This is a genomic window from Streptomyces sp. NPDC056835 (genome assembly GCF_042789485.1).
GTDB lineage: Bacteria > Actinomycetota > Actinomycetes > Streptomycetales > Streptomycetaceae > Streptomyces.
Map to the genome: position 1 here is coordinate 23,732 of NZ_JBHUBB010000015.1, position 24,671 is coordinate 48,402.

Annotated in this window: 20 protein-coding genes; 12 read left to right on the forward strand and 8 right to left on the reverse strand. The window is 70.7% G+C overall.

Annotated features, from left to right (window positions below; all coding sequences use genetic code 11):
* Position 1 precedes the first annotated feature (1 nt).
* The 5 genes from ACFRMN_RS18790 to fdhD all read left to right on the forward strand — a co-directional run bounded on the left by ACFRMN_RS18790 (position 2) and on the right by fdhD (position 6,683).
* Positions 2–979 (forward strand): 2-dehydropantoate 2-reductase, encoded by a 978-nt coding sequence (locus ACFRMN_RS18790; protein WP_383020652.1) that lies wholly within the window; start codon positions 2–4, stop codon positions 977–979.
* Positions 980–1,108: 129 nt separating this feature from the next.
* The gene (locus tag ACFRMN_RS18795; RefSeq protein ID WP_383020655.1) at positions 1,109–3,034 is read left to right on the forward strand and encodes a molybdopterin oxidoreductase family protein; all 1,926 of its coding nucleotides are present in this window, start codon (positions 1,109–1,111) and stop codon (positions 3,032–3,034) included.
* Between the two features lie 6 nt (positions 3,035–3,040).
* Positions 3,041–4,930 carry an NAD(P)H-dependent oxidoreductase subunit E gene (locus ACFRMN_RS18800; protein WP_383020657.1) on the forward strand — a complete coding sequence of 630 codons (1,890 nt, stop codon included), beginning with the start codon at positions 3,041–3,043 and terminating at the stop codon, positions 4,928–4,930.
* On the forward strand, positions 4,927–5,784 hold the full coding sequence (locus ACFRMN_RS18805; RefSeq protein WP_383020660.1) for a 2Fe-2S iron-sulfur cluster-binding protein: 858 nt from the start codon (positions 4,927–4,929) through the stop codon (positions 5,782–5,784). Before ACFRMN_RS18800 ends, ACFRMN_RS18805 begins: the two co-directional genes overlap by 4 nt.
* Positions 5,785–5,843: 59 nt before the next feature.
* On the forward strand, positions 5,844–6,683 hold the full coding sequence (gene fdhD, locus ACFRMN_RS18810; RefSeq protein WP_383020662.1) for a formate dehydrogenase accessory sulfurtransferase FdhD: 840 nt from the start codon (positions 5,844–5,846) through the stop codon (positions 6,681–6,683).
* A gap of 223 nt (positions 6,684–6,906) precedes the next feature.
* Here fdhD and ACFRMN_RS18815 read toward each other — a convergent pair whose 3' ends face one another.
* On the reverse strand, positions 6,907–7,974 hold the full coding sequence (locus ACFRMN_RS18815; protein WP_383020665.1) for a bile acid:sodium symporter family protein: 1,068 nt from the start codon (positions 7,972–7,974) through the stop codon (positions 6,907–6,909).
* 126 nt (positions 7,975–8,100) lie between these two features.
* Here ACFRMN_RS18815 and ACFRMN_RS18820 point away from each other — a divergent pair, with 126 nt between their 5' ends.
* The 3 genes from ACFRMN_RS18820 (at position 8,101) to ACFRMN_RS18830 (ending at position 12,000) form a co-directional block, all read left to right on the forward strand.
* On the forward strand, positions 8,101–8,982 hold the full coding sequence (locus ACFRMN_RS18820; protein ID WP_383020668.1) for a LysR substrate-binding domain-containing protein: 882 nt from the start codon (positions 8,101–8,103) through the stop codon (positions 8,980–8,982).
* A 294-nt stretch (positions 8,983–9,276) separates the two neighbouring features.
* Positions 9,277–11,076 carry an AMP-dependent synthetase/ligase gene (locus tag ACFRMN_RS18825; protein ID WP_383021035.1) on the forward strand — a complete coding sequence of 600 codons (1,800 nt, stop codon included), beginning with the start codon at positions 9,277–9,279 and terminating at the stop codon, positions 11,074–11,076.
* Between the two features lie 93 nt (positions 11,077–11,169).
* Entirely contained in the window at positions 11,170–12,000 is an 831-nt protein-coding gene (locus tag ACFRMN_RS18830) for an aldo/keto reductase (RefSeq protein ID WP_383020670.1), read from the forward strand.
* A gap of 72 nt (positions 12,001–12,072) precedes the next feature.
* Here ACFRMN_RS18830 and ACFRMN_RS18835 read toward each other — a convergent pair whose 3' ends face one another.
* Positions 12,073–13,020: an AraC family transcriptional regulator gene (locus tag ACFRMN_RS18835; RefSeq protein ID WP_383020673.1), complete on the reverse strand. Its 948-nt coding sequence runs from the start codon at positions 13,018–13,020 to the stop codon at positions 12,073–12,075.
* A 56-nt stretch (positions 13,021–13,076) separates the two neighbouring features.
* Positions 13,077–13,382, reverse strand: coding sequence for a 4a-hydroxytetrahydrobiopterin dehydratase (locus ACFRMN_RS18840; protein ID WP_383020676.1), 306 nt, complete (start codon positions 13,380–13,382; stop codon positions 13,077–13,079).
* Between the two features lie 128 nt (positions 13,383–13,510).
* Here ACFRMN_RS18840 and ACFRMN_RS18845 point away from each other — a divergent pair, with 128 nt between their 5' ends.
* Positions 13,511–14,404: a helix-turn-helix domain-containing protein gene (locus ACFRMN_RS18845; protein WP_383020678.1), complete on the forward strand. Its 894-nt coding sequence runs from the start codon at positions 13,511–13,513 to the stop codon at positions 14,402–14,404.
* Positions 14,405–14,447: 43 nt separating this feature from the next.
* Here ACFRMN_RS18845 and ACFRMN_RS18850 read toward each other — a convergent pair whose 3' ends face one another.
* The gene (locus tag ACFRMN_RS18850; RefSeq protein ID WP_383021037.1) at positions 14,448–15,884 is read right to left on the reverse strand and encodes a hypothetical protein; all 1,437 of its coding nucleotides are present in this window, start codon (positions 15,882–15,884) and stop codon (positions 14,448–14,450) included.
* 169 nt (positions 15,885–16,053) lie between these two features.
* Here ACFRMN_RS18850 and ACFRMN_RS18855 point away from each other — a divergent pair, with 169 nt between their 5' ends.
* The 3 genes from ACFRMN_RS18855 to ACFRMN_RS18865 are packed head-to-tail and all read left to right on the forward strand — an operon-like array spanning position 16,054 to position 18,192.
* Entirely contained in the window at positions 16,054–17,331 is a 1,278-nt protein-coding gene (locus ACFRMN_RS18855) for a molybdopterin-dependent oxidoreductase (protein ID WP_383020680.1), read from the forward strand.
* An 11-nt stretch (positions 17,332–17,342) separates the two neighbouring features.
* Complete coding sequence (locus ACFRMN_RS18860) at positions 17,343–17,897, forward strand: hypothetical protein (RefSeq protein WP_383020683.1); 555 nt, start codon at positions 17,343–17,345, stop codon at positions 17,895–17,897.
* A gap of 43 nt (positions 17,898–17,940) precedes the next feature.
* Positions 17,941–18,192, forward strand: a complete 252-nt coding sequence (locus ACFRMN_RS18865) for a hypothetical protein (protein WP_383020685.1) — start codon at positions 17,941–17,943, stop codon at positions 18,190–18,192.
* Between the two features lie 59 nt (positions 18,193–18,251).
* Here ACFRMN_RS18865 and ACFRMN_RS18870 read toward each other — a convergent pair whose 3' ends face one another.
* The 4 genes from ACFRMN_RS18870 to ACFRMN_RS18885 all read right to left on the reverse strand — a co-directional run bounded on the left by ACFRMN_RS18870 (position 18,252) and on the right by ACFRMN_RS18885 (position 24,661).
* Positions 18,252–21,308: an alpha-mannosidase gene (locus ACFRMN_RS18870; RefSeq protein ID WP_383020688.1), complete on the reverse strand. Its 3,057-nt coding sequence runs from the start codon at positions 21,306–21,308 to the stop codon at positions 18,252–18,254.
* Between the two features lie 140 nt (positions 21,309–21,448).
* Positions 21,449–22,732: a glycosyl hydrolase gene (locus ACFRMN_RS18875; protein ID WP_383020691.1), complete on the reverse strand. Its 1,284-nt coding sequence runs from the start codon at positions 22,730–22,732 to the stop codon at positions 21,449–21,451.
* 94 nt (positions 22,733–22,826) lie between these two features.
* On the reverse strand, positions 22,827–23,687 hold the full coding sequence (locus tag ACFRMN_RS18880) for a carbohydrate ABC transporter permease (protein ID WP_383020693.1): 861 nt from the start codon (positions 23,685–23,687) through the stop codon (positions 22,827–22,829).
* Entirely contained in the window at positions 23,684–24,661 is a 978-nt protein-coding gene (locus ACFRMN_RS18885; RefSeq protein WP_383020696.1) for a carbohydrate ABC transporter permease, read from the reverse strand. Before ACFRMN_RS18885 ends, ACFRMN_RS18880 begins: the two co-directional genes overlap by 4 nt.
* Positions 24,662–24,671 lie beyond the last annotated feature (10 nt).

Consider the following 24,671-nt stretch of genomic DNA (forward strand, 5'->3'; position numbering starts at 1 on the left):
AGTGAAAGTCGCAGTTGTCGGCGCCGGAGCGATCGGCGCCTATGTCGGAGCCGCTCTCGACCGAGCGGGCGCCGACGTCCACCTCATCGCCCGCGGACCGCATTTGTCGGCCATGCGGGAGCACGGAGTCCGAGTGCTCAGTCCGCGCGGTGACTTCACCGCGCGGGTGCACGCCACCGACCGGCCGGAGGACATCGGTCCGGTCGACTATGTGTTCCTCGGGCTGAAGGCCAACTCCTACGCGGCGTGCGGGCCGCTGGTGACGCCCCTGCTCAAGGACAGCACGGCGGTCATCGCCGCCCAGAACGGCATCCCCTGGTGGTACTTCCACGGCCACGGCGGCCCGCACGACGGCCGGCGGGTCGAGAGTGTCGACCCGGGCGGCTCGGTCAGCGCCGTACTCCCACCCGAACGTGCGATCGGGTGTGTGGTGTACGCGGCGACGGAGCTGGAAGGGCCGGGCGTCGTCCGGCATCTCGAAGGCACCCGGTTCTCGATCGGTGAACCCGACCGCTCGGTCTCGCCGAGGTGTCTGGAATTCAGCGATGCCATGCGGACGGGCGGTCTCAAATGTCCTGTCGAGGCCGAGTTGCGCGAGGACATCTGGATCAAGCTCCTCGGCAATATCTCGTTCAACCCGATCAGCGCCCTCACCCGCGCCACCATGCGGGAGATGTGCCTGCACCGTTCCACCCGCGAGGTCATCGAACTGATGATGTCGGAGGCCCTGCGGGTCGCCGAGGCGCTGGGCTGCCGTCCCGACATATCCGTCGAACGGCGGCTGGCGGGGGCGGAACGGGTCGGTGACCACCGGACATCCACTCTCCAGGACCTGGAGAAGGGCAAGCCCCTGGAGCTGGATGTGCTGCTCGCCGCCGTCGTGGAGCTCGCCGCGATCAGTGAAGTTCCGGTGCCGACGCTCCGCACGGTGGACGCGATCTCGGACCTGCTGGCCCGCGGTGTGACCGCGGCCGCCTGACCACTCGTCACCGATCCATGGAGGGGGCGGGTACGCGTCAAATCCCCGCACCGGGGTTCCCTCGCGTACCCGCCACCGGAATACTGTATGCAATGGGGCGCGGCCATCACTCCCAAAGGAGAGCGCAGCGTGAAGAAGCGAGACCGAACGCCGAAAACATATGCCCGCATCACCCACCCCCTGGTGCGGGACGAGAAGGGCGGCCCCCTCCGCAGGGCGACCTGGGACGAGGCGCTGGACCGCGCGGCCGAGGGCCTGCGCGCCGCACGCGGCGCGTTCGGAATGTTCTCCTGCGCCCGCGCCACCAATGAAATGAACTACGTGGCCCAGAAGTTCGCCCGCGTGGTGATGGGCACCAACAACGTGGACTCCTGCAACAGGACCTGTCACGCGCCGAGTGTGGCGGGCCTCTCCGCCGTTTTCGGCTCCGGCGGCGGCACCTCCTCGTACGGGGAGGTCGACCACACGGATCTGATCGTGATGTGGGGCTCCAACGCCCGCTTCGCCCACCCGATCTTCTTCCAGCACGTGCTGCGGGGCATCAGGAACGGCGCGCGTATGTACGCCATCGACCCCCGCCGCACCTCCACCGCCGAATGGGCCGAGAGCTGGCTCGGGCTGAACGTCGGTACGGACATCCCCCTGGCCCACGCGGTCGGCCGCGAGATCATCCACGCGGGGCTGCACAACCGCTCGTTCATCGAGCGCGCCACCACCGGGTTCGAGGAGTACGCCGCCGAGGTCGAGCCGTGGACGCTCTCGGTGGCCGAGCAGGTGACCGGCGTACCGGCCGAGGCGATCCGCGAGCTCGCGCACGCCTACGCCCGCGCCGAACGGGCCCAGCTGTGCTGGACGCTGGGCATCACCGAGCACCACAACGGCACCGACAACGTACGGGCGCTGATCAATCTCTCCCTGCTCACCGGGCATGTCGGCCGCTACGGCTCGGGCGTGCAGCCGCTGCGCGGCCAGAACAATGTGCAGGGCGGCGGCGACATGGGCGCCATCCCCAACCGGCTGCCCGGCTTCCAGGACATCCTGGAGCCCGATGTCCGGCGGAAGTTCGAGACCGCGTGGGACACCGTCATCCAGCCGCACTACGGGCTCAACCTCACGGATATGTTCGAGGCGATGGAGACCGGCGGGCTCAAGGCCGTCTACTGCATCGGCGAGAACCCCGCCCAGTCCGAGGCCGACAGCGAGCAGGCCGTGGAGCGGATGAAGCGGCTCGACTGTCTCGTGGTGCAGGACATCTTCCTCACCAAGACCGCCGAACTCGCCGATGTGGTGCTGCCCGCCACCGCCGCCTGGGCGGAGACGGACGGCACCACCACCAACAGCGAGCGCCGGGTGCAGCGGGTGCGCAAGGCCGTCGAGCCGCCGGGCGAGGCGCGTGAGGACATCGACATCATCTGCGATCTGGCCGGCCGGCTCGGGCACGCCTGGAAGTACGCGGACGCGGAGTCGGTGTGGAACGAACTGCGTTCGGTCTCCCCCGACCACTACGGCATGACCTATGAGCGGCTGGCGGAGCACCAGGGCATCCAGTGGCCCTGCCCGGACCCGGAGAAGCTCGAACCGACCTATCTGCACGGCAGGTTGTGGGAGAGCGACCCGGCCAAGCGCGGCCGGCTCGCGCCCTTCGGCATCGTCAAGCACGATCCGCCGGTGGATCTGACGGATGATCAGTACCCGATCAGGCTCACCACGGGCCGTCGGCTCGACTCGTACAACACCGGGGTGCAGAGCGGGAGTTTCGCCTCACCGCTGCGGCGCGGCGAGTACGTCGAGCTGTGCCCGGAGGACGCCGAGCGGTACGGGGTGACCGTGGGCGAGGAGGTCCGTATCTCGTCGCGGCGCGGCACCGTACAGGCACCGGTCTGGGTCGACCCGGGGCTCCGTCCCGGTCTGGCCTTCATGACCATGCACTTCCCCGACGAGGTGGACACCAACCAGCTGACCATCGAGGCGAACTGCCCGATCGCGGGCACCGCCGAGTTCAAGGCGTCGGCGATCCGGATCGAGAAGCTGCCCGCGGCGGCGTCAAGGAGCTGAGACTCAGTGGACCTGCACTTCGGTGACAGCAAGCCGACCGATGAGGAACGGGCGGCGGTCGACGCACTGCTCGGCCCGCCGGCCTCGGCCTGGGAGGGCGCGGACGACCGTACGGACACAGATCTGCGCTGGGCCCGGGGCGGTCGCGAGGCACGGGCGCGACGAGATCTGCTGTTGCCGGGGCTGCACGCGGTCAACGACCGCGTCGGCTGGATCAGCGAGGGCGCGCTGGACTACCTCTGCCGACGGCTCACGGTGCCGCCGGCGGAGGCGTACGGCGTCGCCACCTTCTACGCGATGTTCGCGGTCAAACCACGCCCCGCGAAGGTGCTGCACGTCTGCACCGATCTGGCCTGCGCCGCCCATGGCTCCCAGGCGCTCTGCGCGAGCCTGGAAGAGCGTCTGGGAGCCGCGGGCGCCCCGACGGCCGGCGCCGTCTGGCAGCCGAGCCCCTGTCTCGGCCTCTGCGAGCGGGCCCCGGCGGCGCTGCTCATCCAGGCGGGCGCGGCGGAGGGCGCCGAGGCGACGGAGCCGCCGTCCCGGCCGTACGCCACCGCCGTCATCGCCCCCGCCACCGCCGAGGCGCTCGTCCTGGCCTCGGCCGCGCCCGAGGCGGCGCCCGCGGAGCCCGCCGCCGCGATGGCCGTACCGCAGGCCGGGCAGCCGGGGCTGACGCTGCTCCGCCGCGTCGGGGTGGTCGACCCGTACAGCCTCGACGACTACCGGGCGCACGGCGGTTACGCGGCGCTGCGGCGGGCCTTCGACATCGGGGCCGCCGGTGTCATCAGGGAGGTCACCGACGCCGGTCTGGTCGGCCGCGGCGGCGCGGCCTTCCCCACCGGCCGCAAGTGGCAGGCCACCGCCTCGCAGCCGGCCCACCCGCACTATCTGGTCTGCAACGCCGACGAGTCGGAGCCCGGCACCTTCAAGGACCGGGTGGTCATGGAGGGCGATCCGTACTCGCTGATCGAGTCGATGACCATCGCCGGATACGCGGTCGGCGCGCACCACGGCTATCTCTATCTGCGCGGCGAGTACCCGCGTGCCCTGCGGCTCCTCCAGAACGCGATCGACCGGGCGCGCGCCCGCGGACTGCTCGGGGACGACATCCTCGGCCAGGGGTACGCCTTCGACATCGAGATCCGGCGCGGCGCGGGCGCGTACATCTGCGGCGAGGAGACCGCCCTGTTCAACTCCATCGAGGGCTACCGGGGCGAGCCGCGCTCCAAGCCGCCCTTCCCGGTGGAACAGGGCCTGTTCGGCAAGCCGACCGCCGAGAACAACGTCGAGACTCTGATCAATGTGCTGCCGATCCTGACCGACGGCGCCCAGGCGTACGCGGCGGTCGGCACCGACCGTTCCACCGGGCCGAAGCTGTTCTGTGTCTCCGGCGGTGTGTCGCGCCCCGGTGTCTACGAACTGCCCTTCGGCGCCACGCTGGGCGAACTGCTCGATCTGGCGGGCACACCGGGCGAGGTACGGGCGATCCTGCTCGGCGGCGCCGCGGGCGGGTTCGTACGGCCCGACGAGCGGGACATACCGCTGACCTTCGAGGGGACCAGAGCGGCCGGAACCACACTCGGATCCGGTGTGGTGCTGGTGATGGACGACACCGTCCAGCTGCCGCGGATGCTGCTCCGCATCGCCGAGTTCTTCCGCGACGAGTCGTGCGGGCAGTGTGTGCCCTGCCGGGTCGGCACGGTACGGCAGGAGGAAGCCCTGCACCGGATCCTGGACCGTACGGGCGCCGAGGCCGCCGAGGACGTGGCGCTGCTGCGCGAGGTCGGCCGGGCCATGAAGGACGCCTCGATCTGCGGTCTCGGACAGACCGCGTGGAGCGCCGTCGAGTCCGCCATCGACCGTCTGGACGTTTTCGAGTCAAGGGGTGCCGAGTGACCGCGATACCGCTTCAGCCGCCGCGCCGACTGATCCAGTTCACCCTGGACGGCCAGGAGACCCGGGTACCGGAGGGGTCCACACTCCTGGACGCCTGCCGGGCGGCCGGCAAGGACATCCCGACGCTCTGCGAGGGCGACACGCTCACACCGAAGAACGCCTGTCGGGTGTGTGTCGTCGAGGTCGAGGGCGCCCGTACGCTGGCGCCCGCCTGCTCGCGCCGCGCCGAGCCGGACATGGACGTCCGTACGGACACCGAGCGCGCCCGGCACAGCCGGAAGATCGTCCTCGAACTCCTCGCCTCGTCGACCGATCTCTCGACCACTCCGAGGGCGGCCGAATGGATCAGGGAGTACGACGCGAAGCCGGCGCGCTTCGGTCCCGACGCGGCCCGGCTGAACGAGGAGCCGAAGATCGACAACGATCTGTACGTCCGCGACTATGACAAGTGCATCCAGTGCTACAAGTGTGTCGACGCGTGCGGTGAGCAGTGGCAGAATTCCTTCGCGATCTCCGTTGCGGGCCGCGGTTTCGACGCCCGTATCTCCACCGAGCACGACACACCGCTCACCGATTCGGCCTGTGTCTACTGCGGCAACTGCATCGAGGTCTGCCCGACCGGAGCACTCAGCTTCAAGTCGGAGTTCGACATGCGGGAGGCCGGTACATGGAACGAACCGGCTCAGACGGAGACCACCACGATCTGCGCCTACTGCGGCGTTGGCTGCAATCTGACACTGCACGTGCAGGACAATGAGATCGTGAAGGTGACCTCGCCGCACGACAACCCGGTGACACACGGAAATCTCTGTATCAAGGGGCGGTTCGGCTACCAGCACGTACAACAACACTGACAGCGGCACGGACAGCGGCACCGACAGCAAGCAGCACTGACGAGTAGGACTGGATCACCATGGGACGGGTCACCGAGCGCCGCCGCACCATCCGTATCCGGGACGGAGCCGTCTCGACCCGCCCCGACACCCTGGTGGCGGAGGAGCCACTGGAAATCCGGCTGAACGGCAAGCCCCTCGCCATCACCATGCGCACCCCGGGCGACGACTTCGCGCTCGCGGCGGGCTTCCTCGTCAGCGAAGGGGTGCTGGCTGCGGGGTCGGACGTCCAGTCGATCGTGTACTGCGCCGGAGCGAAGGACGACGGCTCGAACACGTACAACGTGGTGGATGTACGGCTGGCGCCGGGGGTGCCCGTTCCGGACATCACGCTGGAGCGCAATGTCTATACGACCTCCTCGTGCGGACTGTGCGGCAAGGCCAGCCTGGACGCCGTGCGGACCACGGCCCGGTTCCCCATCAGTGACACTCCCCCGGTCCACGTCGAGCCCGCGCTGCTCTCCGCCCTCCCCGACCGGCTGCGGGCGGCCCAGCAGGTCTTCGACCGGACCGGGGGCCTGCACGCGGCCGCGCTGTTCTCCGAGGACGGCGAGATGCTGGACATCCGGGAGGACGTCGGCCGGCACAACGCGGTGGACAAGCTCGTCGGCCGGGCACTGCGACAGGACCTGCTGCCGCTCTCCCGGGCGATCCTGCTGGTCTCCGGCCGCGCGTCCTTCGAACTCGCACAAAAAGCCGTGATGGCGGGCATTCCTGTGCTGGCGGCGGTGTCGGCGCCTTCGTCGCTCGCCGTCGATCTCGCCGCGGAGACCGGGCTCACGCTCGTCGGCTTCCTCCGCGGCACCTCCATGAACGTGTACGCGGGGGACGGGAGGATCGCCCTTCACACCGGGGTCTGACCACCCCCGCTGCACGGAACAGGGCTCGGCCGGCGGGGAGCGCCCCCTGCGTCGGCCGGGCCCTTTCTTCTTTTTTTGAGGCTCGGTTCGCCTCCGGGGCGCCTTTCGCCGACATCGACGGTTGACCGTGCTCGATTCGTTCGTTCCTCACGAACCTCCGCCGGCGCGGCGGAGCCGCATATCGACTACAGCCGCCCTTTCGACGTCGACGCGCCCCTTCGGCTCACTCGCCTGCGGGCATGGAGACGGGCGTACGGATCGACGCGGGCCACTTCCGGGGCCCCGGGACATCCCGTCGCCGCGGCGGCTCGGGAGCCTGCGCGCGGCGCTTCGCGATCACCGCGCACACCATCAACTGCATCTGGTGGAACAGCATCAGCGGCAGTACGGCCAGGCTCGCCTGCGCGCCGAACAGCACGCTCGCCATCGGCAGCCCCGCCGCCAGGCTCTTCTTCGATCCGGCGAACTGGATCGCGATCCGGTCCGCGCGGCCGAAGCCCAGGCGCTTGCCGCCGTACCAGCTCAGCGAGAGCATCGCGGCGAGCAGCACCGCCTCGACGCCCAGCAGCGCCGCCAGCCTGGCGGGGGTCACCTGGTGCCAGATTCCCGCTGCCATGCCCTGACTGAACGCGGTGTAGACGACCAGCAGGACCGAGCCGCGGTCGACCAGACCGAGCAGCGTGCGGTGGCGGGTGAGAAAGCCGACGATCCAGCGGCGCAGCAACTGGCCCGCCAGGAACGGCAGCAGGAGCTGCGCGACGATCTTGAACAGCGAGTCGGCGGAGAAGCCGGCCGCCCCGCCGCCGATCAGCAGCGCCGCGAGCAGGGGGGTGATCACGATGCCGACGAGGCTGGAGAACGATCCGGCGCAGATCGCGGCGGCCACATTGCCGCGGGCCATGGAGGTGAAGGCGATGGACGACTGGACCGTGGAGGGCACCAGACAGAGGAAGAGCAGTCCGCTGTAGAGCTCGGGCGTCAGAGCGAACGGTACGAGCCCCCGCGCGGCCAGGCCCAGCAACGGGAAGACCACGAACGTACAGGCGAGGACGGTCAGATGGAGCCGCCAGTGCTTGAGCCCGTCGACCATCTCGCGGGTGGAGAGCCGCGCCCCGTAGAGGAAGAACAGCAGCGCCACCGCCCCGGTCGAGGCCCCGCCCGCGACGTCGGCGACCGTACCGGAGGCCGGCAGCAGCGCGGCGAGGGCGACGGTTCCGATGAGCGCCAGGATGTAGGGGTCGACAGGTAGCCAGGACGGGATCCGGATGCGCGGGGAAAGGCGGCGGTTCATGTGCTCCACTACTGGCTGTCGGTACAGTACGTGCCTCCCCATGGTCCCCCTGTTCTCCATGATCGGGAATCCCGCATACCACTCTGACTGTCATCGTGGTCCGTGATAACGCTCTAACCTGGCGGTATGTACGACCCACGACAGCTGCGCACCTTCCTGGCCGTGGCCCAGACCCTGAGTTTCACGCGGGCCGCGCACCGGCTGGGGCTGCGCCAGTCCACGGTGAGCCAGCACATCCGCCGTCTTGAGGAGGCGACGGGGCGGCTCCTGTTCACCCGGGACACCCACAGCGTGGAGCTGACCGAGGACGGCGAGGCCATGCTCGGCTTCGCCCGCACGATCCTGGCGGCCCACGACCGGGCGGCGGCCTACTTCACCGGCACCCGGCTGCGCGGCCGGCTCAGGTTCGGTGCCTCGGAGGACTTCGTCCTCACCCGGCTCCCGGAGATCCTGGAGACCTTCCGGCTCGACCATCCCGAGGTCGACCTGGAGCTGACCGTGGAGCTCTCCGGCATCCTGCACGAACAGCTGGCGGACGGCCGGCTCGATCTGGTTTTGGCCAAACGCCGCACGGGCGACCGCCATGGCGAGCTGGTCTGGCAGTCCACCCTGGCCTGGATCGGGGCATCGCGGCTGCGCCTCGACCCGGAGCGTCCGGTCCCGCTGATCGCCTTTCCGCCGCCCGCCCTCACCCGTGCCCGCGCGCTGGAGGTGCTGGAGGCGCACGACCGGCGCTGGCGCATCGCGTGTACGAGCGGCAGCCTGAGCGGACTGATCGCGGCGGCCCGCGCGGGGCTCGGCGTCATGGCGCACACCCGGGGGCTGATACCACCGGGCCTGGTGCCGGTCCCGGCGAAGGCGGGGCTGCCCGAGCTGGGCGGGGTGGACTTCGTCCTGCTCCACGGCCGGCGCCGCGGCCGCCCGGACGCCCAGGAGGCGGCCGACGCGCTGGCCGCGGCGATCCTGGCGGGCGGCGACCGGCTGCACCGTCCGGCGGCGGACAACTGACGGTGCACCGGCGGAGGGGCACAGGTACAGACCAAGAACCCCGGTGCGGTAGAGCGTGCGTGACAGCGGCGTACGGATTCGGTGGAGATTCCCCCACCGGCCACTTACTCCAGGGTCAGATGTCCCTCACGAGCCTGCGAAAGCGGGCCCGAATCGGGCGCTGACCTGTGGTGATACGGCTTCGTCCCGGTTCCGTGGACGCTCTCCCCCCGGAGCGCCCGTTGGGGTACCGTCACCCGCGCTGCGCGGAGCGCCACAAGGAGCAAGTCATTGCGCGAGTTCACCGTCCCCCCTCTGCCGGCCGCCCCCCACGTCGGTGGGCTCGCGGACGCCGTGTTCGATCATGCCGTGGACGATCCGCGACGCGTCGCGCTCGGCCGCAAGGATGAGCGGGGGCACTGGTGGGACATGACCTCGGCGGCGTTCCGTGACGAGGTGCTGGGGCTGGCCAAGGGGCTGCTCGCGCACGGCGTACGGTTCGGTGACCGGGTCGCGATCATGTCCCGTACCCGCTACGAGTGGACGCTCTTCGACTTCGCGCTCTGGGCGGTCGGCGCGCAGTCCGTACCGGTCTATCCCACGTCCTCGGCCGAACAGGTCTACTGGATGCTGTACGACGCCGAGGTCTCGGCCTGCATGGTCGAGCACGAGGACCACGCCATGACCATCGGTTCGGTCATCGACCGGCTGCCCAGGCTCAAACGGCTCTGGCAGTTGGACGCCGACGCGGTGGGCGAACTGTTCGCGGCGGGCGCCGATATCGACGACGAGGTGGTGCACCGGCATCGCAGGGCGGTGACACCGGACTCCGTGGCCACGGTGATCTACACCTCGGGCACCACCGGACGCCCCAAAGGGTGTGTGATCACCCACGCCTGCTTCATGTTCGAGGCGGACACGGTCCTCAACCGCTGGGAGTCGGTCTTCCGCTCCAAGCCGGGTGACGAGGCGTCGACCCTGCTCTTCCTGCCACTCGCGCATGTCTTCGGACGCATGATCGAGATCGCGGCGATCCGCGGCCGGGTGAAGCTGGGCCATCAGCCCGTCCTCCAGGCGAGCGCGCTGCTGCCCGATCTGGTGGCGTTCCGGCCGTCCTTCATCCTGGCCGTGCCGTACGTCTTCGAGAAGGTCTACCACGCGGCGCGCCGCAAGGCCGAGACGGACGACAAGGCCGGGCCCTTCGACAAGGCCGTGGAGGTGGCGGTGCGGTACGCGGAGGCGCTGGAGCACCGGGCCTTCGGTCTCGGTCCCGGCCCTTCCGCGACGCTGCGGGTGCAGCACCAGTTCTTCGAGAAGGCCGTCTACAGCAAGGTCCGTGACGCGATGGGCGGCCGGGTACGGCACGCCATGTCGGGCGGTTCCGCGATGGACCGGCGGCTCGGGCTGTTCTTCGCGGGCGCGGGCGTCACCGTCTACGAGGGGTACGGGCTCACCGAGTCCTGCGCGGCGGCGACCGCCAACCCGCCGGAGCGTACCCGCTACGGCACGGTCGGCCAGCCGATCCCCGGCACCTCGGTGCATATCGCCGCGGACGGCGAGGTGTGGCTGAGCGGCGGCCAGATCTTCTCCGGCTATCTCAACGACCCCAAGGCCACCGACGCCGTACTGCACGACGGCTGGCTGGCCACCGGCGACCTCGGTTCGCTCGACGGGGACGGCTATCTGACCATCACCGGACGGAAGAAGGAGATCCTGGTCACCTCGGGCGGCAAGAGTGTTTCGCCCGGCGCCCTGGAGGACCGGGTGAGGGCGCATCCGCTGGTGTCGCAGTGCATCGTGGTCGGCAATGACCGGCCGTACATCGCGGCGCTGGTGACCGTGGACCGGGAGGCCGTCGACCACTGGCTGTCCCTCCAGGGCAGGCCCCCGCTCAAACCCACCGAGCTGGTGCGGGACAAGGATCTGGAGATGGAGATCCGGCGCGCGGTGGTGGCCGCGAACACGGCGGTGTCCCAGGCCGAGTCGATCCGTACGTTCCGGATCCTCGCGCATCCCTTCAGCGAGGAACTGGGGCTGCTGACACCGTCGCTGAAGCTCAAGCGCAAGGCGATCGAGGCCGCCTACGCGGTCGAGGTGGACGCGCTCTACCGTTGAGGCGCCACTGACGTCCACGACCGCGGGAATCCGCCCGCGGCCGTGACCGTTGTGTTCCGGAGAAGAAACCGACGACGTTAGGATCGACCGCTCGTGAGCAAGGTCCCCACCCTCACTCTCAACAACGGCATCGAGATGCCCCAGCTCGGCTTCGGCGTCTGGCAGGTCCCGGACGACGAGGCGACGCGGGCCGTCGGCACCGCTCTGGAGGCCGGCTACCGCAGCATCGACACCGCCGCCATCTACGGCAACGAAGAGGGCACGGGCAAGGCCATCGCGGCCTCCGGGATCGCCCGTGAGGAACTGTTCGTCACCACCAAGCTGTGGAACAGCGAGCAGGGCTACGACACGACGCTGCGTGCCTTCGACACCTCGCTGGGGAAGCTCGGCCTGGAGTACGTCGACCTCTATCTGATCCACTGGCCGAAGCCGGCCGCCGACACCTATGTCGACACCTACAAGGCGTTCGAGAAGATCCTGGGCGAGGGCCGTGCCAAGGCCATCGGTGTCTCGAACTTCCTTCCCGAGCACCTGGAGCGGCTGCTCGGCGAGACCTCCGTGGTCCCCGCCGTCAACCAGATCGAGCTGCACCCGCAGCTCCAGCAGACCGAGTCCCGGGCCCTCCACGCGAAGCACTCCATCGCCACCGAGGCGTGGTCGCCGCTCGGCCAGGGCAAGGGGCTGCTCGATGTCCCGACGGTGGCCGCCGTCGCGCACAAGCACGGCAGGACCCCGGCGCAGGTGGTGCTCCGCTGGCACCTCCAGCTGGGGAACGTGGTGATCCCCAAGTCCGTGACCCCGTCCCGGATCCAGGAGAACATCGACGTCTTCGGCTTCGAGCTGGACGCCGACGATCTGGCGGCGTTCGCCGCGCTGGACGAGGGCAGGCGCCTCGGTTCCGACCCGGCGGAAGTCAACAGCTGACCCTGAACACCGCGGCGCCGTCGGCCGGTTCCGGCCGACGGCGCTGTCGTCCCAGGACTTAGGGCCCAGGACCTAGCCGACCGGCAGCGCGCCCGACCGGTATTCCTGGGGGCTGACACCGCGTACCCGTTTGAAGGCCGCGCTCAGCGCGAACGAACCGCTGTAGCCGACCTTCCTGGCCACCGACTCGACCGTCGCGTCCGTGCCGCGCAGCAGATCCCCGGCGAGCGCGAGCCGCCAGCCGGTGAGATACGCCATCGGGGGCTCCCCGACCAGCTCGGTGAAGCGGCGGGCGAGCCCGGCCCGTGAGACCCCGCACGCGGTGGCGAGCGAGGCGACCGTCCAGGGTCGGGCCGGCTCGTTCTGGAGCAGCCGCAGGGCGTTGCCGACCGCCGGATCGGCCATGGCGCGGTACCACCCGGGCGCCTCCGCGCCGGGCCGCGCGAACCACGCCCTGAGCACGGCGATCAGCATCAGATCGAGCACTCGGTCGAGCACCACGCTCTGGCCCGGCTCGTCCCGGGAGATCTCGTCGTCGAGGACGGGCGTCAGCGGGCAGTTCCAGACGTCGGCCGGCAGATGGAGCAGCGGCGGCAGCGCGTCCAGCAGCCGTCTGCTGACCTCGCCGTCCATCTGGTACGTACCGGTGAGGACGGTCGTCCCGCCGTCCGGGGCGTTGCCCCAGGTCCGTACGCCCAGGTGCATGGACTGGGCGAGCGGCCGGCCCTCCAGGGTGCGGCAGGCGCCGCCGGGGCCGATCAGCGCGCGGGGCGCGGTGCCGGGGCTGTCGGCGGTGATGTACGGCTCCGGGCCGCGGGCGATCGCGACGTCCCCGGGGCGCAGCAGTACCGGATCACCGCCGCCGTCGGGGATGATCCAGGCCTCACCGCGGGTGACACACATCAGACAGAGCGGGGCCCGGTCCTCGATCCGGACGGACCACGGCGGCTCCATCACCATGCGCAGGAGAAAAGCCCCGCGCGCCCGAGGTCCGTCGAGGAGTCCCGCCAGTACGTCCATGGTCACCAGCGTAAATGGACCGGCCGAAGGGCCGTTCGCGGGACCGGCGGCAGCCGTCAGGCGGCGCCGTGCACGGGAGCGAACGCCTCGACGCGCCGTGCCAGTCCGGCGTCGCGCGCGGTGAGGGCGCCGCCCGCGTCATGTGTACTCACCGCGAGGGAGACGGTGTTGTAGCCCAGGGTCAGAGCGGAGTGGTGGTTCAACTCCTCCTGGGTCTGGGCGATATGGACGACCATCGCGGTCGCCGCGAAGTGGGTGCCCAGCCGGTAGGTACGGGTCAGCAGGCCGTTCTCCACGGACCAGCCGGGAAGCTCCCGCAGCAGGTCCTCGATCTCGTTCTGCGACAGCGGCTCGGCGGCCATGGCCGGGGCTCCTTTCGGGAACGGGCAGCGACGCGGCCGACGATACGTCGTCACTCCGCGCCGCCGGGGCCGCCGTGCCGCGCGCACCCCGTACGCCCCTGCCCGGACCGGTGCACTACGGTCCTCCTATGGCAGCCAGCGGTACGACGGCTCAGGTCACGGCGGCCGGATTCACGGTGGCTCGTGCCGCCGAGCCGGCCGTCGGTCCGCTGCTGCGCGACTGGCGCAAGCGGCGTCGGGTCAGCCAGCTGGAGCTGGCGATCCGGGCGGATTCGTCCGCCCGGCACATCAGCTTCATCGAGACGGGCCGCGCCCGCCCCAGCGAGGAGATGGTGCTGCGGCTCGCCGATCGGCTCGATGTGCCGGTACGGGAGCGCAACACCTTGCTGCTTGCGGCGGGTTACGCGCCCCGGTTCACCGAGACGGCGCTGGACGACCCCGCCATGGACGCCGTGCGTGAGGGGCTGGAGCGGCTGCTCCGGGGGTACGAGCCGTATCCGGCGGTCGTCGTGGACGGGACGTACACCGTGGTGGCCGCCAACCGGGGCATCGCCATGCTGATGGAGGGGCTGCCCGCGAAGCTGCTCGCGCCGCCGCTCAACGCGATGCGGCTCACCCTCCATCCGGAGGGACTTGCTCCGCGCATCCGCAATCTGCCGGAGTGGCGCGGGCATCTGCTGGACCAGATGGAGCGCCAGCTCGCGCTGGACCGCTCCCCGGCGCTGCGCGCCGTGTACGACGAGGTCGCGGCGTATCCGCTGCCGGAGTCCGGGGCGGAGGAGGGCGCGGTGCCCGCTGGGGGCGCGGCGCCTGGCGGGGACGCGGGTGCGCTCCCTTCCGTCGCGGGGCCGAGCTTCGCGCTGCCGATGATCATCGAGCACGACGGGCGGGTGCTCTCCTTCCTCTCGTCCATCTCCACCTTCAACACCCCGATGGACGTGACGGTCGCCGAGCTGGCCATCGAGACGTTCCTCCCGGCGGATCCGGCCACGGTCGCCTATCTGACCTCGCGCGCTCCGTAGGGCGCGCGTCGAAGCTGATGCGGGACCGCTGCCCGCGCGGCGGTCACCAGACCGTCAGCAGCAGATGGTTGACGAGGAGCGCAAGGCCGGCCTGGGCCGCGAGCCAGCCCCGGTGGTCGCGGGAGGGCAGCAGCGCGGCGGCGGCCGGAAGCCAGAGCGTGAACGGCAGCCAGATGCGCTCCGTCTCGGCCTTGCTCATCCCCGACAGATCCGCGACCAGGAGCGCCAGGAGCACGGCGGCCACCAGCAGGGCGACGGTCCTGTCGGCGTTCCCGGGGCCCCGGGCGGAGCCCCGGGCCCCGCGGACGGCGGCCGGCAGGCGCCGGATCCCGGCGACCGCGGCGAGTCCCGCCGCGATCACCACGCCGGCTCCGTTGGCCCATACCCAGTAGCCGTACGGGCGCTCCCGGGCCACGCCCTGGTAGTAGCGCTCCACCAGCAGTCCGTACGCCTCCCACCACCGGAAGCCGGCCAGCAGGAACGTCACCGCCACCGCCGCGAAGCCCAGCACGGCGAACCCCGCCATCGGCAGCGGCCGTGCCGTACGGGCGAGGACGAGCACAGCGACGGCCGGGACGACCATCAGCGTCAGCCCGTACGACAGATGGACCGTCACCCCGAACAGCAGGCCGGAGCCGAGCGCCGCCGCCCAGGGCGCGCGGACGGTACGGGTGGCCGCGAGCGCCAGCAGGGCGAGCGCCCAGGCGGCGACGGCCGCGAAGTAACCGTCGGCGGAGGCGCCGACCCATACGGCGCCCGGGGCGAGGACGAGGAAGGGGGCCGCCGCCCGTGCCGCGCGTCCGGCGCCCAGCGCGCGCAGCGTGACGAGGACGGCGGCGGCCGTCGAGGCGCCGGTGACCACGCAGAACGCGCCGGCCCACGCGCCGCCGCCGAGCCCGATCCGGTCGAGTCCGACGAAGGTCAGGACGGCGCCCGGCGGATGGCCCGCGATATGGGTCGGCCAGTTGTCCGGCGGGCCGATCAGGATGTGCCGGGTGAAGTCGCGCAGGGTGGCGGGGATGTCCTCGAACCGGTCGACACCGCTCAGATACTCGTGCCGGGTGGTCAGCCGGCCGGCCACACCGCGCTGCCAGCCGTCCACCAGCGCCAGCGACCAGGTCCAGGCCAGCGCGGCGGCCCAGCTGAACCACGTCAGCCGGCGCCAGGACAGCCGGGCGGCGAGGGGCGGGCCGTACGCGATCACCGCGACGGCGGTCCCCAGCGCGGGGAGCGTGCCGGGGCCGAGGTGCGGCATCCACTCGGCCAGCAGGGGCGGCCAGCTGACGTGCAGGGTCCCGTCGTAGTGCTCGATCAGGGTGCCGGCCACGGCGGCGACGGCGAAGAGGAGCGCCCCCGCTCCGGCCGCCACCAGGTCGAGCAGGCGGCCCGAGCGGTGCGCGGGGTCGGGCGCTGTGCGCGCGGCTTCCGGAGTCCCCGGGGTTCGCGCGGTTCCGGAGCCCGTGCCGGGGCGGGGTAGCAGGGTCACGGCGTCACGTTAGGCGTGCGCTCCCCCGTACCGGGGCGATCGACAGGCCGCGTCATCGAACCGTCAGATCTCCCGCCGCTCGGGGTGGGCGAACGACGGACGTCAGGGTTTCGTCATGCGTCGAAACCGGATCCGGCGCGTCCCGCGCTCTACGGTCACCCGTATGAAAGTCCCCGACCGCCTCACCCCCGTGTGGCGCAGCCCGTTGCGCGGCCCCTGGCTGACGTCCGTCTTCGCCGTGGTGCTGCTGATCGGCATCCCCGTCCTCTTCCTGACGGGGCTGGTGTCCTATCTCGCGTACAACCCCGATCTGTCCCCGGTCAACGACAAGACACCGGACAAGGGGCTGCTCGGCTTCTATCTCTTCGACTGGCCGACCGACCCCTACTGGCTCTACCGCGTCACGCAGGGCGTGCATGTGACGCTCGGGATCGTGCTCGTACCGGTGCTGCTCGCGAAGCTGTGGTCGGTCGTGCCGAAGCTGTTCGTGATGCCGCCGGTACGCTCGCCCGGCCACGCGCTGGACCGGCTGTCCCTGCTGTTCCTCGTCGGGGGCGGGCTGTTCGAGTTCGTCACCGGCGTGCTCAACGTCCAGTTGGAGTACATCTTCCCGGGCTCGTTCTATCCGCTGCACTTCTACGGGGCGTGGGTGTTCATCGGGGCGTTCGTCGCCCATGCCGCCCTGCGGTTGCCGCGTACGGTGCGGGCGCTGCGCGGCCGGGACCTCCGCGCGGAGCTGCGGACTCCGGTGGCGCGGACCGTACCCGAGCCGCTGGACGAGACCGGCCTTGTCTCCCGCGATCCGGCGCCGCCCACCCTCTCGCGGCGCGGCGCGCTCGGAATGGTGGGGCTTGGCTCGCTGGCGCTGCTCGTGGTGACGGCCGGTCAGAGCATCGGCGGCCCGCTGCGCCGTACGGCGCTGCTCGCCCCGCACGGCCGCGAACCCGGTTCCGGTCCGAACGGCTTCCAGATCAACAAGACTGCGGGGGACGTCGGGATCCGCGCGCGGGACATCGGTCCCGACTGGCGGCTGACCGTACGGGGCGGCGGCCGGGAGACCGTACTGACCCGGGCCGAGCTGGAACGGCTGCCCCAGCACGGCTCCGCGCTGCCGATCGCCTGTGTGGAGGGCTGGTCCACCTCCGACCAGCACTGGGAGGGGGTCCGGCTGCGCGATCTCGCCGCCCTGGTGGGGCTCGGGGACGCGCCGCCGAGCGTGTTCGTGGAGTCGACGCAGTCGCACGGCTCCTTCCGGGAGGTGGCCCTGCGGGACAACCAGGTACGCGATCCGCGCTCGCTGCTCGCCCTCAGGGTCAACGGCGCCGAACTGTCCGCGGATCACGGCTATCCGGCGCGGGTGATCGTGCCGGGCGCGCCGGGTGTGATGAACACCAAGTGGGTCCGGCGGCTGAGCTTCGGGGAGTCGTCATGGCCCGTTTGAGAATGCCCCGGGTGAGCCCGCGGGACCTGCGCCGTCGCCTGGACGTGCGACGGCGCTTCCGCCGGCTGTACGGGGAGTCCCCCGCCCAACTCCTGATTCTGCTGGCCTCGTTCGCGGTGTGCGGGTACGCCGGGGTCCGGCTGCTCGCGGGCGACTGGCCGCTGATCGTGCTCTGGTTGGTGGGCGCGGCGGTGCTGCACGATCTCCTGCTGGTGCCGGTGTACGCGCTCGGCGACCGGGCCGTCAGGACCGCCCTGGCGCGGAGTCGGCGGCCGGTGGCGCGCGCGGGCGTCAACTACGTACGCGTGCCGGCCTTTCTCTCGTCGCTGTTGCTGCTGGTGTACTGGCCGCTGGTGCTGCGTACCCCGGAGCCGTACGAGCCGGCCACCGGGCTCGATATCGATGTCTTCCTGGGCCATTGGCTGCTGATCACCGCCGCGCTGTTCGCGATGTCCGCGGCCTGGCTGCTGATCCGGACCTGGCCGGAGCTGTGGTCCCGGCGTCCGAGGGCGCCATGGCGGCGCCTGCGGCCCGGCCGTTCCTCGGGCCGGTTGTCAGACCCATGACCCAGACTTGAGGGTCCGACAGATCCATCGGGAGGAAGCCGGGATGACCACCACCACGTCCCTGACATCGAGCACATCGGGTGAGTGCACCGCCGCGCGGGCCTATCTGCGCCTTCTGGCGGCCGTACGCGCCGTGCTGGACGACCCGTCGCAGGCGTCCCCGGCGGCGCGGCTGCTGGCCGCCCCGATCGCCGAGGCGGACGAAGCGCTCGACGCGGCGGGCCTGGCGGGCAACGAGCGGGAGTTCCTCCATCTGGTGGCCGCGCAGGCGCTGGACCACCGGCCGCACACATGACGGCACGACGGCGGACGACCCGTTCCCCCGGGGCGCCCGCCGCGTGTGCCGGCGTACGATCAGCCGCGCGTCAGCCGCAGCGTGACCAGTTCGAACGGGCGCAGCGCGAGCTGGACCGATCCGCCGGCCAACTCCGGCGGCTCCACCTCGGCCAGCGGACGCTCCAGCAGATCGGTCACGGCCAGTGCGGTGGCCTCGAAGCCGATGCCGACCCGTGCCTTGGCCCGTCCGCCGGTCGACTCGTAGAGCCGTACGACCAGATCGCCGCTCTCGTCGTCGGCCAGCTTCACGGCGCTGATGACGACGGCGTCGTTGTCGACGCTCACCAGCGGGGAGACCTCGGCGTCGCCGGAGATCCGGCGCTCCGGCAGGTTCACGCGGTAGCCCTCGCGGACCGCGTCACCGATCGACGCACCGGGCGCCAGAGCGTGCCGGAAGCGGTGGACGCCCTGGTCGGTCTCGGGGTCCGGGAAGCGCGGGGCGCGCAGCAGCGAGACGCGGACGGTCGTGGTCGTACCGGCGTCCGAGGCGCGGACCGTACGGGTCACGTCGTGTCCGTACGTCGAGTCGTTGACCAGCGCGACGCCCCACCCCGGCTCCTCCAGATGCACGAAGCGGTGGTTGCACGCCTCGAACTTGGCCGCCTCCCAGCTGGTGTTGGTGTGGGTGGCCCGGTACACATGGCCGAACTGGGTCTCCGACGCGTACCGCTCGGCGTGGACATCCAGCGGGAAGGCCGCCTTGAGGAACTTCTCGGTCTCGTGCCAGTCGACCTCGGTGTCGATGTCGAGCCGCTTGACCCCGGGGGTGAGCGTCAGCAGCTGGGTGACCTTCGAGGAGCCGAAGCCGCGCACGACCCGGACACCGACCGCGCCGGCCGGCAGCGCACCGGCCGGGGCGTCGCCGTCCTCGACCGGGGAGAGCGTGTCGAGGTCCGTCAGATCGGTGACGGTGTTCCGGTAGAACTCATCCACGTCCCACGCGTCCCACTGGTTCGGGAAGTCGGGATGGATCTGGAGGAGGTTGGCGGCCTCGCCGGGGGCGACGGTCTCGCGCTCCGCGCTGATGTCATAGACCGACACCACCAGGCCCCGGCCGTCGATCTCCACCTCCAGCAGCCCGTTGCTGAGGACATACCCGCCGCCCTCACGCGCCGACAGCTGCGCGCTGCCGCTCCCGCCGACCGGTCCCGCCGCGCCCGCCGGGACACCGCCGCGCGCGTGCGGCGCGGAGTTGAAGAGCAGGGTCGTCCCGCCGGAAGGGTCCCCGGCGAGGGCGCGCTGCGCCGTGTCCACGATCCCGTTCAGCTCGGCCGCGAGGGCCGCGTACGTCTTCTCCGCCTCGCGGTGCACCCAGGCGATCGACGAGCCGGGCAGGATGTCATGGAACTGGTGCAGCAGCACGGTCTTCCAGATCCGGTCCAGTTCCTCGTACGGGTACGGCGCGCCGGTGCGTACGGCGGCGGTCGCGGCCCACAGCTCGGCCTCGCGCAGCAGATGCTCGCTGCGCCGGTTGCCCTGCTTGGTCTTCGCCTGGCTGGTGAGGGTGGCGCGGTGCAGCTCCAGATAGAGCTCACCGACCCAGACCGGCGGGTTCGGGTACTCCGCCTCGGCCTTGGCGAAGAACTCACCGGGCGTCTCCCACTCGACCGTCGCGGAGCCTTCGAGACTGCGCAGCCGGGCCGCCTTGGCGATCATCTCGCGGGTCGTGCCGCCGCCTCCGTCGCCCCAGCCGGTCGGTGCGAGGGAGTGTCTGGCGACGCCCTTCTCCTTGAAGTTCTTCGCGGCGTGGGCGATCTGCTGACCCGTCATCGAGCAGTTGTAGGTGTCGACCGGCGGGAAGTGGGTGAAGATACGGGTCCCGTCGATACCCTCCCAGCGGAAGGTGTGGTGCGGGAATGTATTGATCGTGGACCAGCTGATCTTCTGGGTGAGCAGCCACTTGGACCCGGCGGCCTTGATGATCTGCGGCAGTCCCGCCGCGAAGCCGAAGGTGTCGGGCAGCCACGCCTCGTCGTTCTCGATGCCGAACTCATCGAGGAAGAAGCGCTTGCCGTGCACGAACTGCCGGGCCATCGCCTCGGAGCCGGGCATATTGGTGTCGGACTCCACCCACATACCGCCGGCCGGTACGAACCTGCCGTCGGCCACGGCCCGCTTGACCTTGGCGTAGACCTCGGGCCGGTGCTCCTTGATCCAGGCGAACTGCTGCGCCTGCGACATCGCGAAGACGAATTCCGGCTCGTCCTCAAGCAGCGCGGTCATATTGGCGGTCGTACGGGCGACCTTGCGTACCGTCTCGCGCAGCGGCCACAGCCAGGCGGAGTCGATATGGGCGTGGCCGACCGCGCTGAGGCGGTGGGCGGTCGGCGGCGCGGGGGTCGCCAGGACCTCGGCGAGCCGTTCCCTGGCCGCTGCCGCGGTGCCGTTCACGTCCTGGAGGTCGACCGCGTCGAGCGCGTGGCTGATCGCGCGCAGGATCTCCCAGCGGCGGGCGCCGTCCAGGGGCAGTTCGGCCATCAGCTCGCCCAGCACCTCCAGGTCCTGGATCAGCTGCCAGACGGTCTCGTCGAAGACCGCGAGATCCATCCGGGCCAGGGTGTACTGCGGCTCGCTGCCCGCGGTCTCCTTGTCACCGAGCAGAGTCGGCAGGAAGGGGTGGTAGTCGAGGATCACCGGGTTGGACGCGGCCTCGACATGGAGCAGGACCTCTTCGCCGCCCGCGACGGGCGCTCCGATCCGTACCCACTGGTTGCGCGGGTTGAGGCCCTTCACCGGAGTGCCGTCGGGCCGGTAGACCAGGCCCTCGCACTGGAAGCCGGGCATGTTCTCGTCGAAGCCGAGGTCGAGGATCGCCTCGACCGTACGGCCCGCCCATTTCTCGGGGACGGTCCCGGAGACCCGGAACCAGCTGGTGCCCCAGGGGGCGCCCCACCGGTCGCCGGCCCTGACCGGCTCGGCCGGGCCCGCCAGGCCCTCTTCGACGGGTACGGGTTCGCCCGGCGCGTTCCAGACAGCGACGTCCAGCGGTATCGATTCGGGATATACGGCGGGCCGGACGCGCTCGTCGAGTACGCGCTTGAGGCGGGCCTCCACCAGGCTGCGGTCGTCGTGCATGAAGGGGTGCTCCTGAGATACGTGTGGGTGCGGGTTACCGGGAAGGGTCAGGGACTACTCGTACACGGGTCAGGGGATTCGGGCCATGGGTCAGTGACTGCCCGTTTCCCTCGGCACCGGACTCGCTGGGCTCCGCTGACTCACCTGACCTGGTCCGGGTGGACGACCTCGGTGATTCCGCGGGCGGCCAGATGCTCCGTGTCCTCGGCGCGGCTCGCGAGGACTGAGGTGGGGCGGGCGCCGGCCTCGGTGAGCCGCGCGAAGGCCTCGAAGAACGCCCCGCCGGGACCGCAGGTGCTCCGGGCGGACGTCTGCTCACCGTCCCCGGTCGGACAGTCCGCGGTCTCGTCGTCGCCGATATCGACCACGAGCGCGGTGGTGCGGGGCTCCGGGCGGTACGTTCTGCCGCGCCACTCCTCGACGATCCGGGCGATGGACCGCCCGGCCGGCTTGACCTCGCGGTCGTTCGTCAGCAGGCCGAGGCTGTATTCCAGTTCGGGGAAGTCGGCGAGCGAACGTGACACGTCGTGCGAGCACCACCAGGTGATGCCCCAGACGTCGGGGCAGTCCAGCGCGTTGGCCACGGTCGCCTCGGTGAACGCGGCGGCGTGCTCGGCCGGGATCAGCGGCGCCGGGGCGCCGACCTCCTGGAGCCAGACGGGCCGGTGCGGTTCCAGGGCCCATGCCTTGGACAGCTCGATCAGATAGGCGGCGTGGTGCTCGGTGGCGGTGCCGGTACGGCCGTGCCGCTGCGCGGTGCCGTTGAAGACCCAGGAGTGTACGGCAGTGACGGCGCCGATCCTGGCCGCGTGCGCGGGGGTGAAGGCGTGCTTGTCCTGGTACCAGGCGGCGTCGTACTCGGCGTGCAGATGGAGCTTCCCGGGCGCACCCTCCTCGCAGGCGTCCAGCAGCCGCCGGAGCCAGTCGGCGGCCTGCGCCGGGGTGATGGGGTCGGGATCGGGGTGCGGCGGCCCGGAGAACTGGTTGATCTCGTTGCCGATGGTCATGCCGAGGAAGTTCGGCCGGTCGGCGAGGGCGGCGGCGAGCGTACGGAGATATTCGGCCTGTCCGGCGACGACATCGTTGTCGGTGAAGATGTTCCGCCGGTGCCAGGTCTGGGTCCACGCGGGCAGGAAGTCGAAGCTCGACAAATGGCCCTGGAGTCCGTCGACATTGACGTCCAGACCGCGTTCGGCGGCGGCGTCGGCGAGCTGGACCAGCTGTTCGACGGCGCGGGGCCTGATCAGCGCCCGGTTGGGCTGGAAGAGCGGCCAGAGCGGGAAGACCCGGATGTGGTCGAGGCCGAGACCCGCGATCGAGTCCAGGTCGGCGCGTACCTCATCGAGATCGAAGTCCAGCCAGTGGTGGAACCAGCCCTGGCTGGGCGTGTAGTTGGCGCCGAAGCGCGGCGCGGGAGTGCTCATACTGGCAACGTTGTCCTGGTTCTGTGGTGCGTTGGACAGCGGGCGTGGGTGCGAGGAGTGCGGGCGGGGGTGCGGGATCCGCGGGTCGGGCCGGTCAGCCCTTTACGGCGCCTTCGCCGACGCCTCGGAAGAAGTAACGCTGGAGACAGGCGAAGAGCACGATGAGCGGCACGACCGCGATGACCGTACCCGCCGCGACCAGCCGCGGGTCTTGGGCGAAGGTGCCGTGCAGATAGTTCAGTCCGATGGTCAGGGTGAAGTTCTCCGGGTCGCTGAGGACGATCAGCGGCCAGAGGAAGTCGTCCCAGGCGCCCATGAAGGCGAAGATCGCCACCACCGCGAGGGTGCCCTTGACCGACGGCAGCGCGATCCTCAGGAACCGCTGCCAGGTGTTGGCGCCGTCGACGAAGGCCGCTTCCTCCACCTCCTGGGGGAGGTTGAGGAAGGCGTTGCGCATCAGCAGGACGTTCATCGCGCCGATCGATCCGGGCAGCAGCACCCCGAGCAGGGTGTTGTTCAGACCGAGATCACGCATGGTGGTGAACTGGGCGATGATGATGCCCTCGACGGGCACGAGCATGGCGAGGATGAACGCCAGGGTCGCGGCGCGGCGGCCCCGGTAGCGCATCCGGGCCAGCGCGTAACCGGCCAGCGCGGCGCCGACACAGTTGGTGATCACATTGGCGGAGGCGACCTTGAGCGAGTTGAACGCGTAGTCCCAGACCGGGATGATCTCGGCGACCCGGCCGAAGTTGTCCAGCGTCGGCTCGCTCGGCAGGAACGTGGGCGGGGAGCTGTAGATGTCCTCGTGCATGCCCTTGAGCGAGGTGGACAGCTGCCACACGAACGGCCCGATCATCACGGCCAGCATCACGAGCAGCAGGGCGTACCGCAGGGCGAGCTGCCAGGGTGCGATGCGCCGGCCCTCGGCGTCGATGGTCTTGGGGAAGCTCACGCGTCCTCCTTGCGGTCGGCGCGGAGCACCAGCAGCATCAGGGCGACCGTGACGACGAAGACCACCACGGAGATGGCGGAGGCATAGCCGACCCGGCCGCTCAGTCCGGTCCCGACGCGCTGGACGAGCATCACCAGCGTGGTGTCCTCGCCGGCGGGACCACCGCTGGGCCCGGCCATCAGATAGACCTCGGAGAACACCTTGAAGGCGGCGACCGAGGACAGCGCACCGACGAGGACCATGGTGGAACGGACCGCCGGTACGGTGACGGTGACGAAGCGGCGGATGGCGCCCGCCCCGTCCACGGCGGCGGCCTCGTGCAGCTCGCGCGGTACGTTGGCCAGCGCGGCCAGGTAAATGATCATGTAGTAGCCAAGGCCCTTCCAGACCGTGACGGCCATCGCGCTGAACAGCAGCAGCCACTGGTCGCTGAGGAAGCCGATCCTGCCGACCCCCACCGCTTCGAGCACCGCGTTGATCAGCCCCCGGTCGTCCAGCATCCACACCCAGATCAGCCCGACCACCACGATCGAGGCGACCACGGGGGTGTAGAAGGCGGAGCGGAAGAAGGTGATGCCGGGGATATTTCGCTGTACGAGCATGGCGAGCAGCAGAGGCAGGACGATCAGCGCCGGGACGACCCCCACGACATACAGCGCGCTGTTGCGCAGGCCGATCCAGAACATCTCGTCCTGGAGCAGTTCCCGGAAGTTGGCCAGCCCCACGAACTCGCCGGCGACCAGGGTCCGCCGGTCGGTGAAGGAGTTGACCAGCGTGCTGAGGAACGGATAGAGGCTGAAGGCGCCGACGATGAGCAGCCCCGGCGCGGCGAACAGCCAGGGACTGGTGGGCAGTTGGCGTCTGATGGCGGTCGCGGGGCCGCGGGGCCCACGCCCGGAGCCGGGGCTCCGGAGCGTGGTCCCCGCCGCGGCCGCGTCCGAGGACAGCGCCCTGGGGGCGGTGGTGCTCTTCATGGTGCGGGGC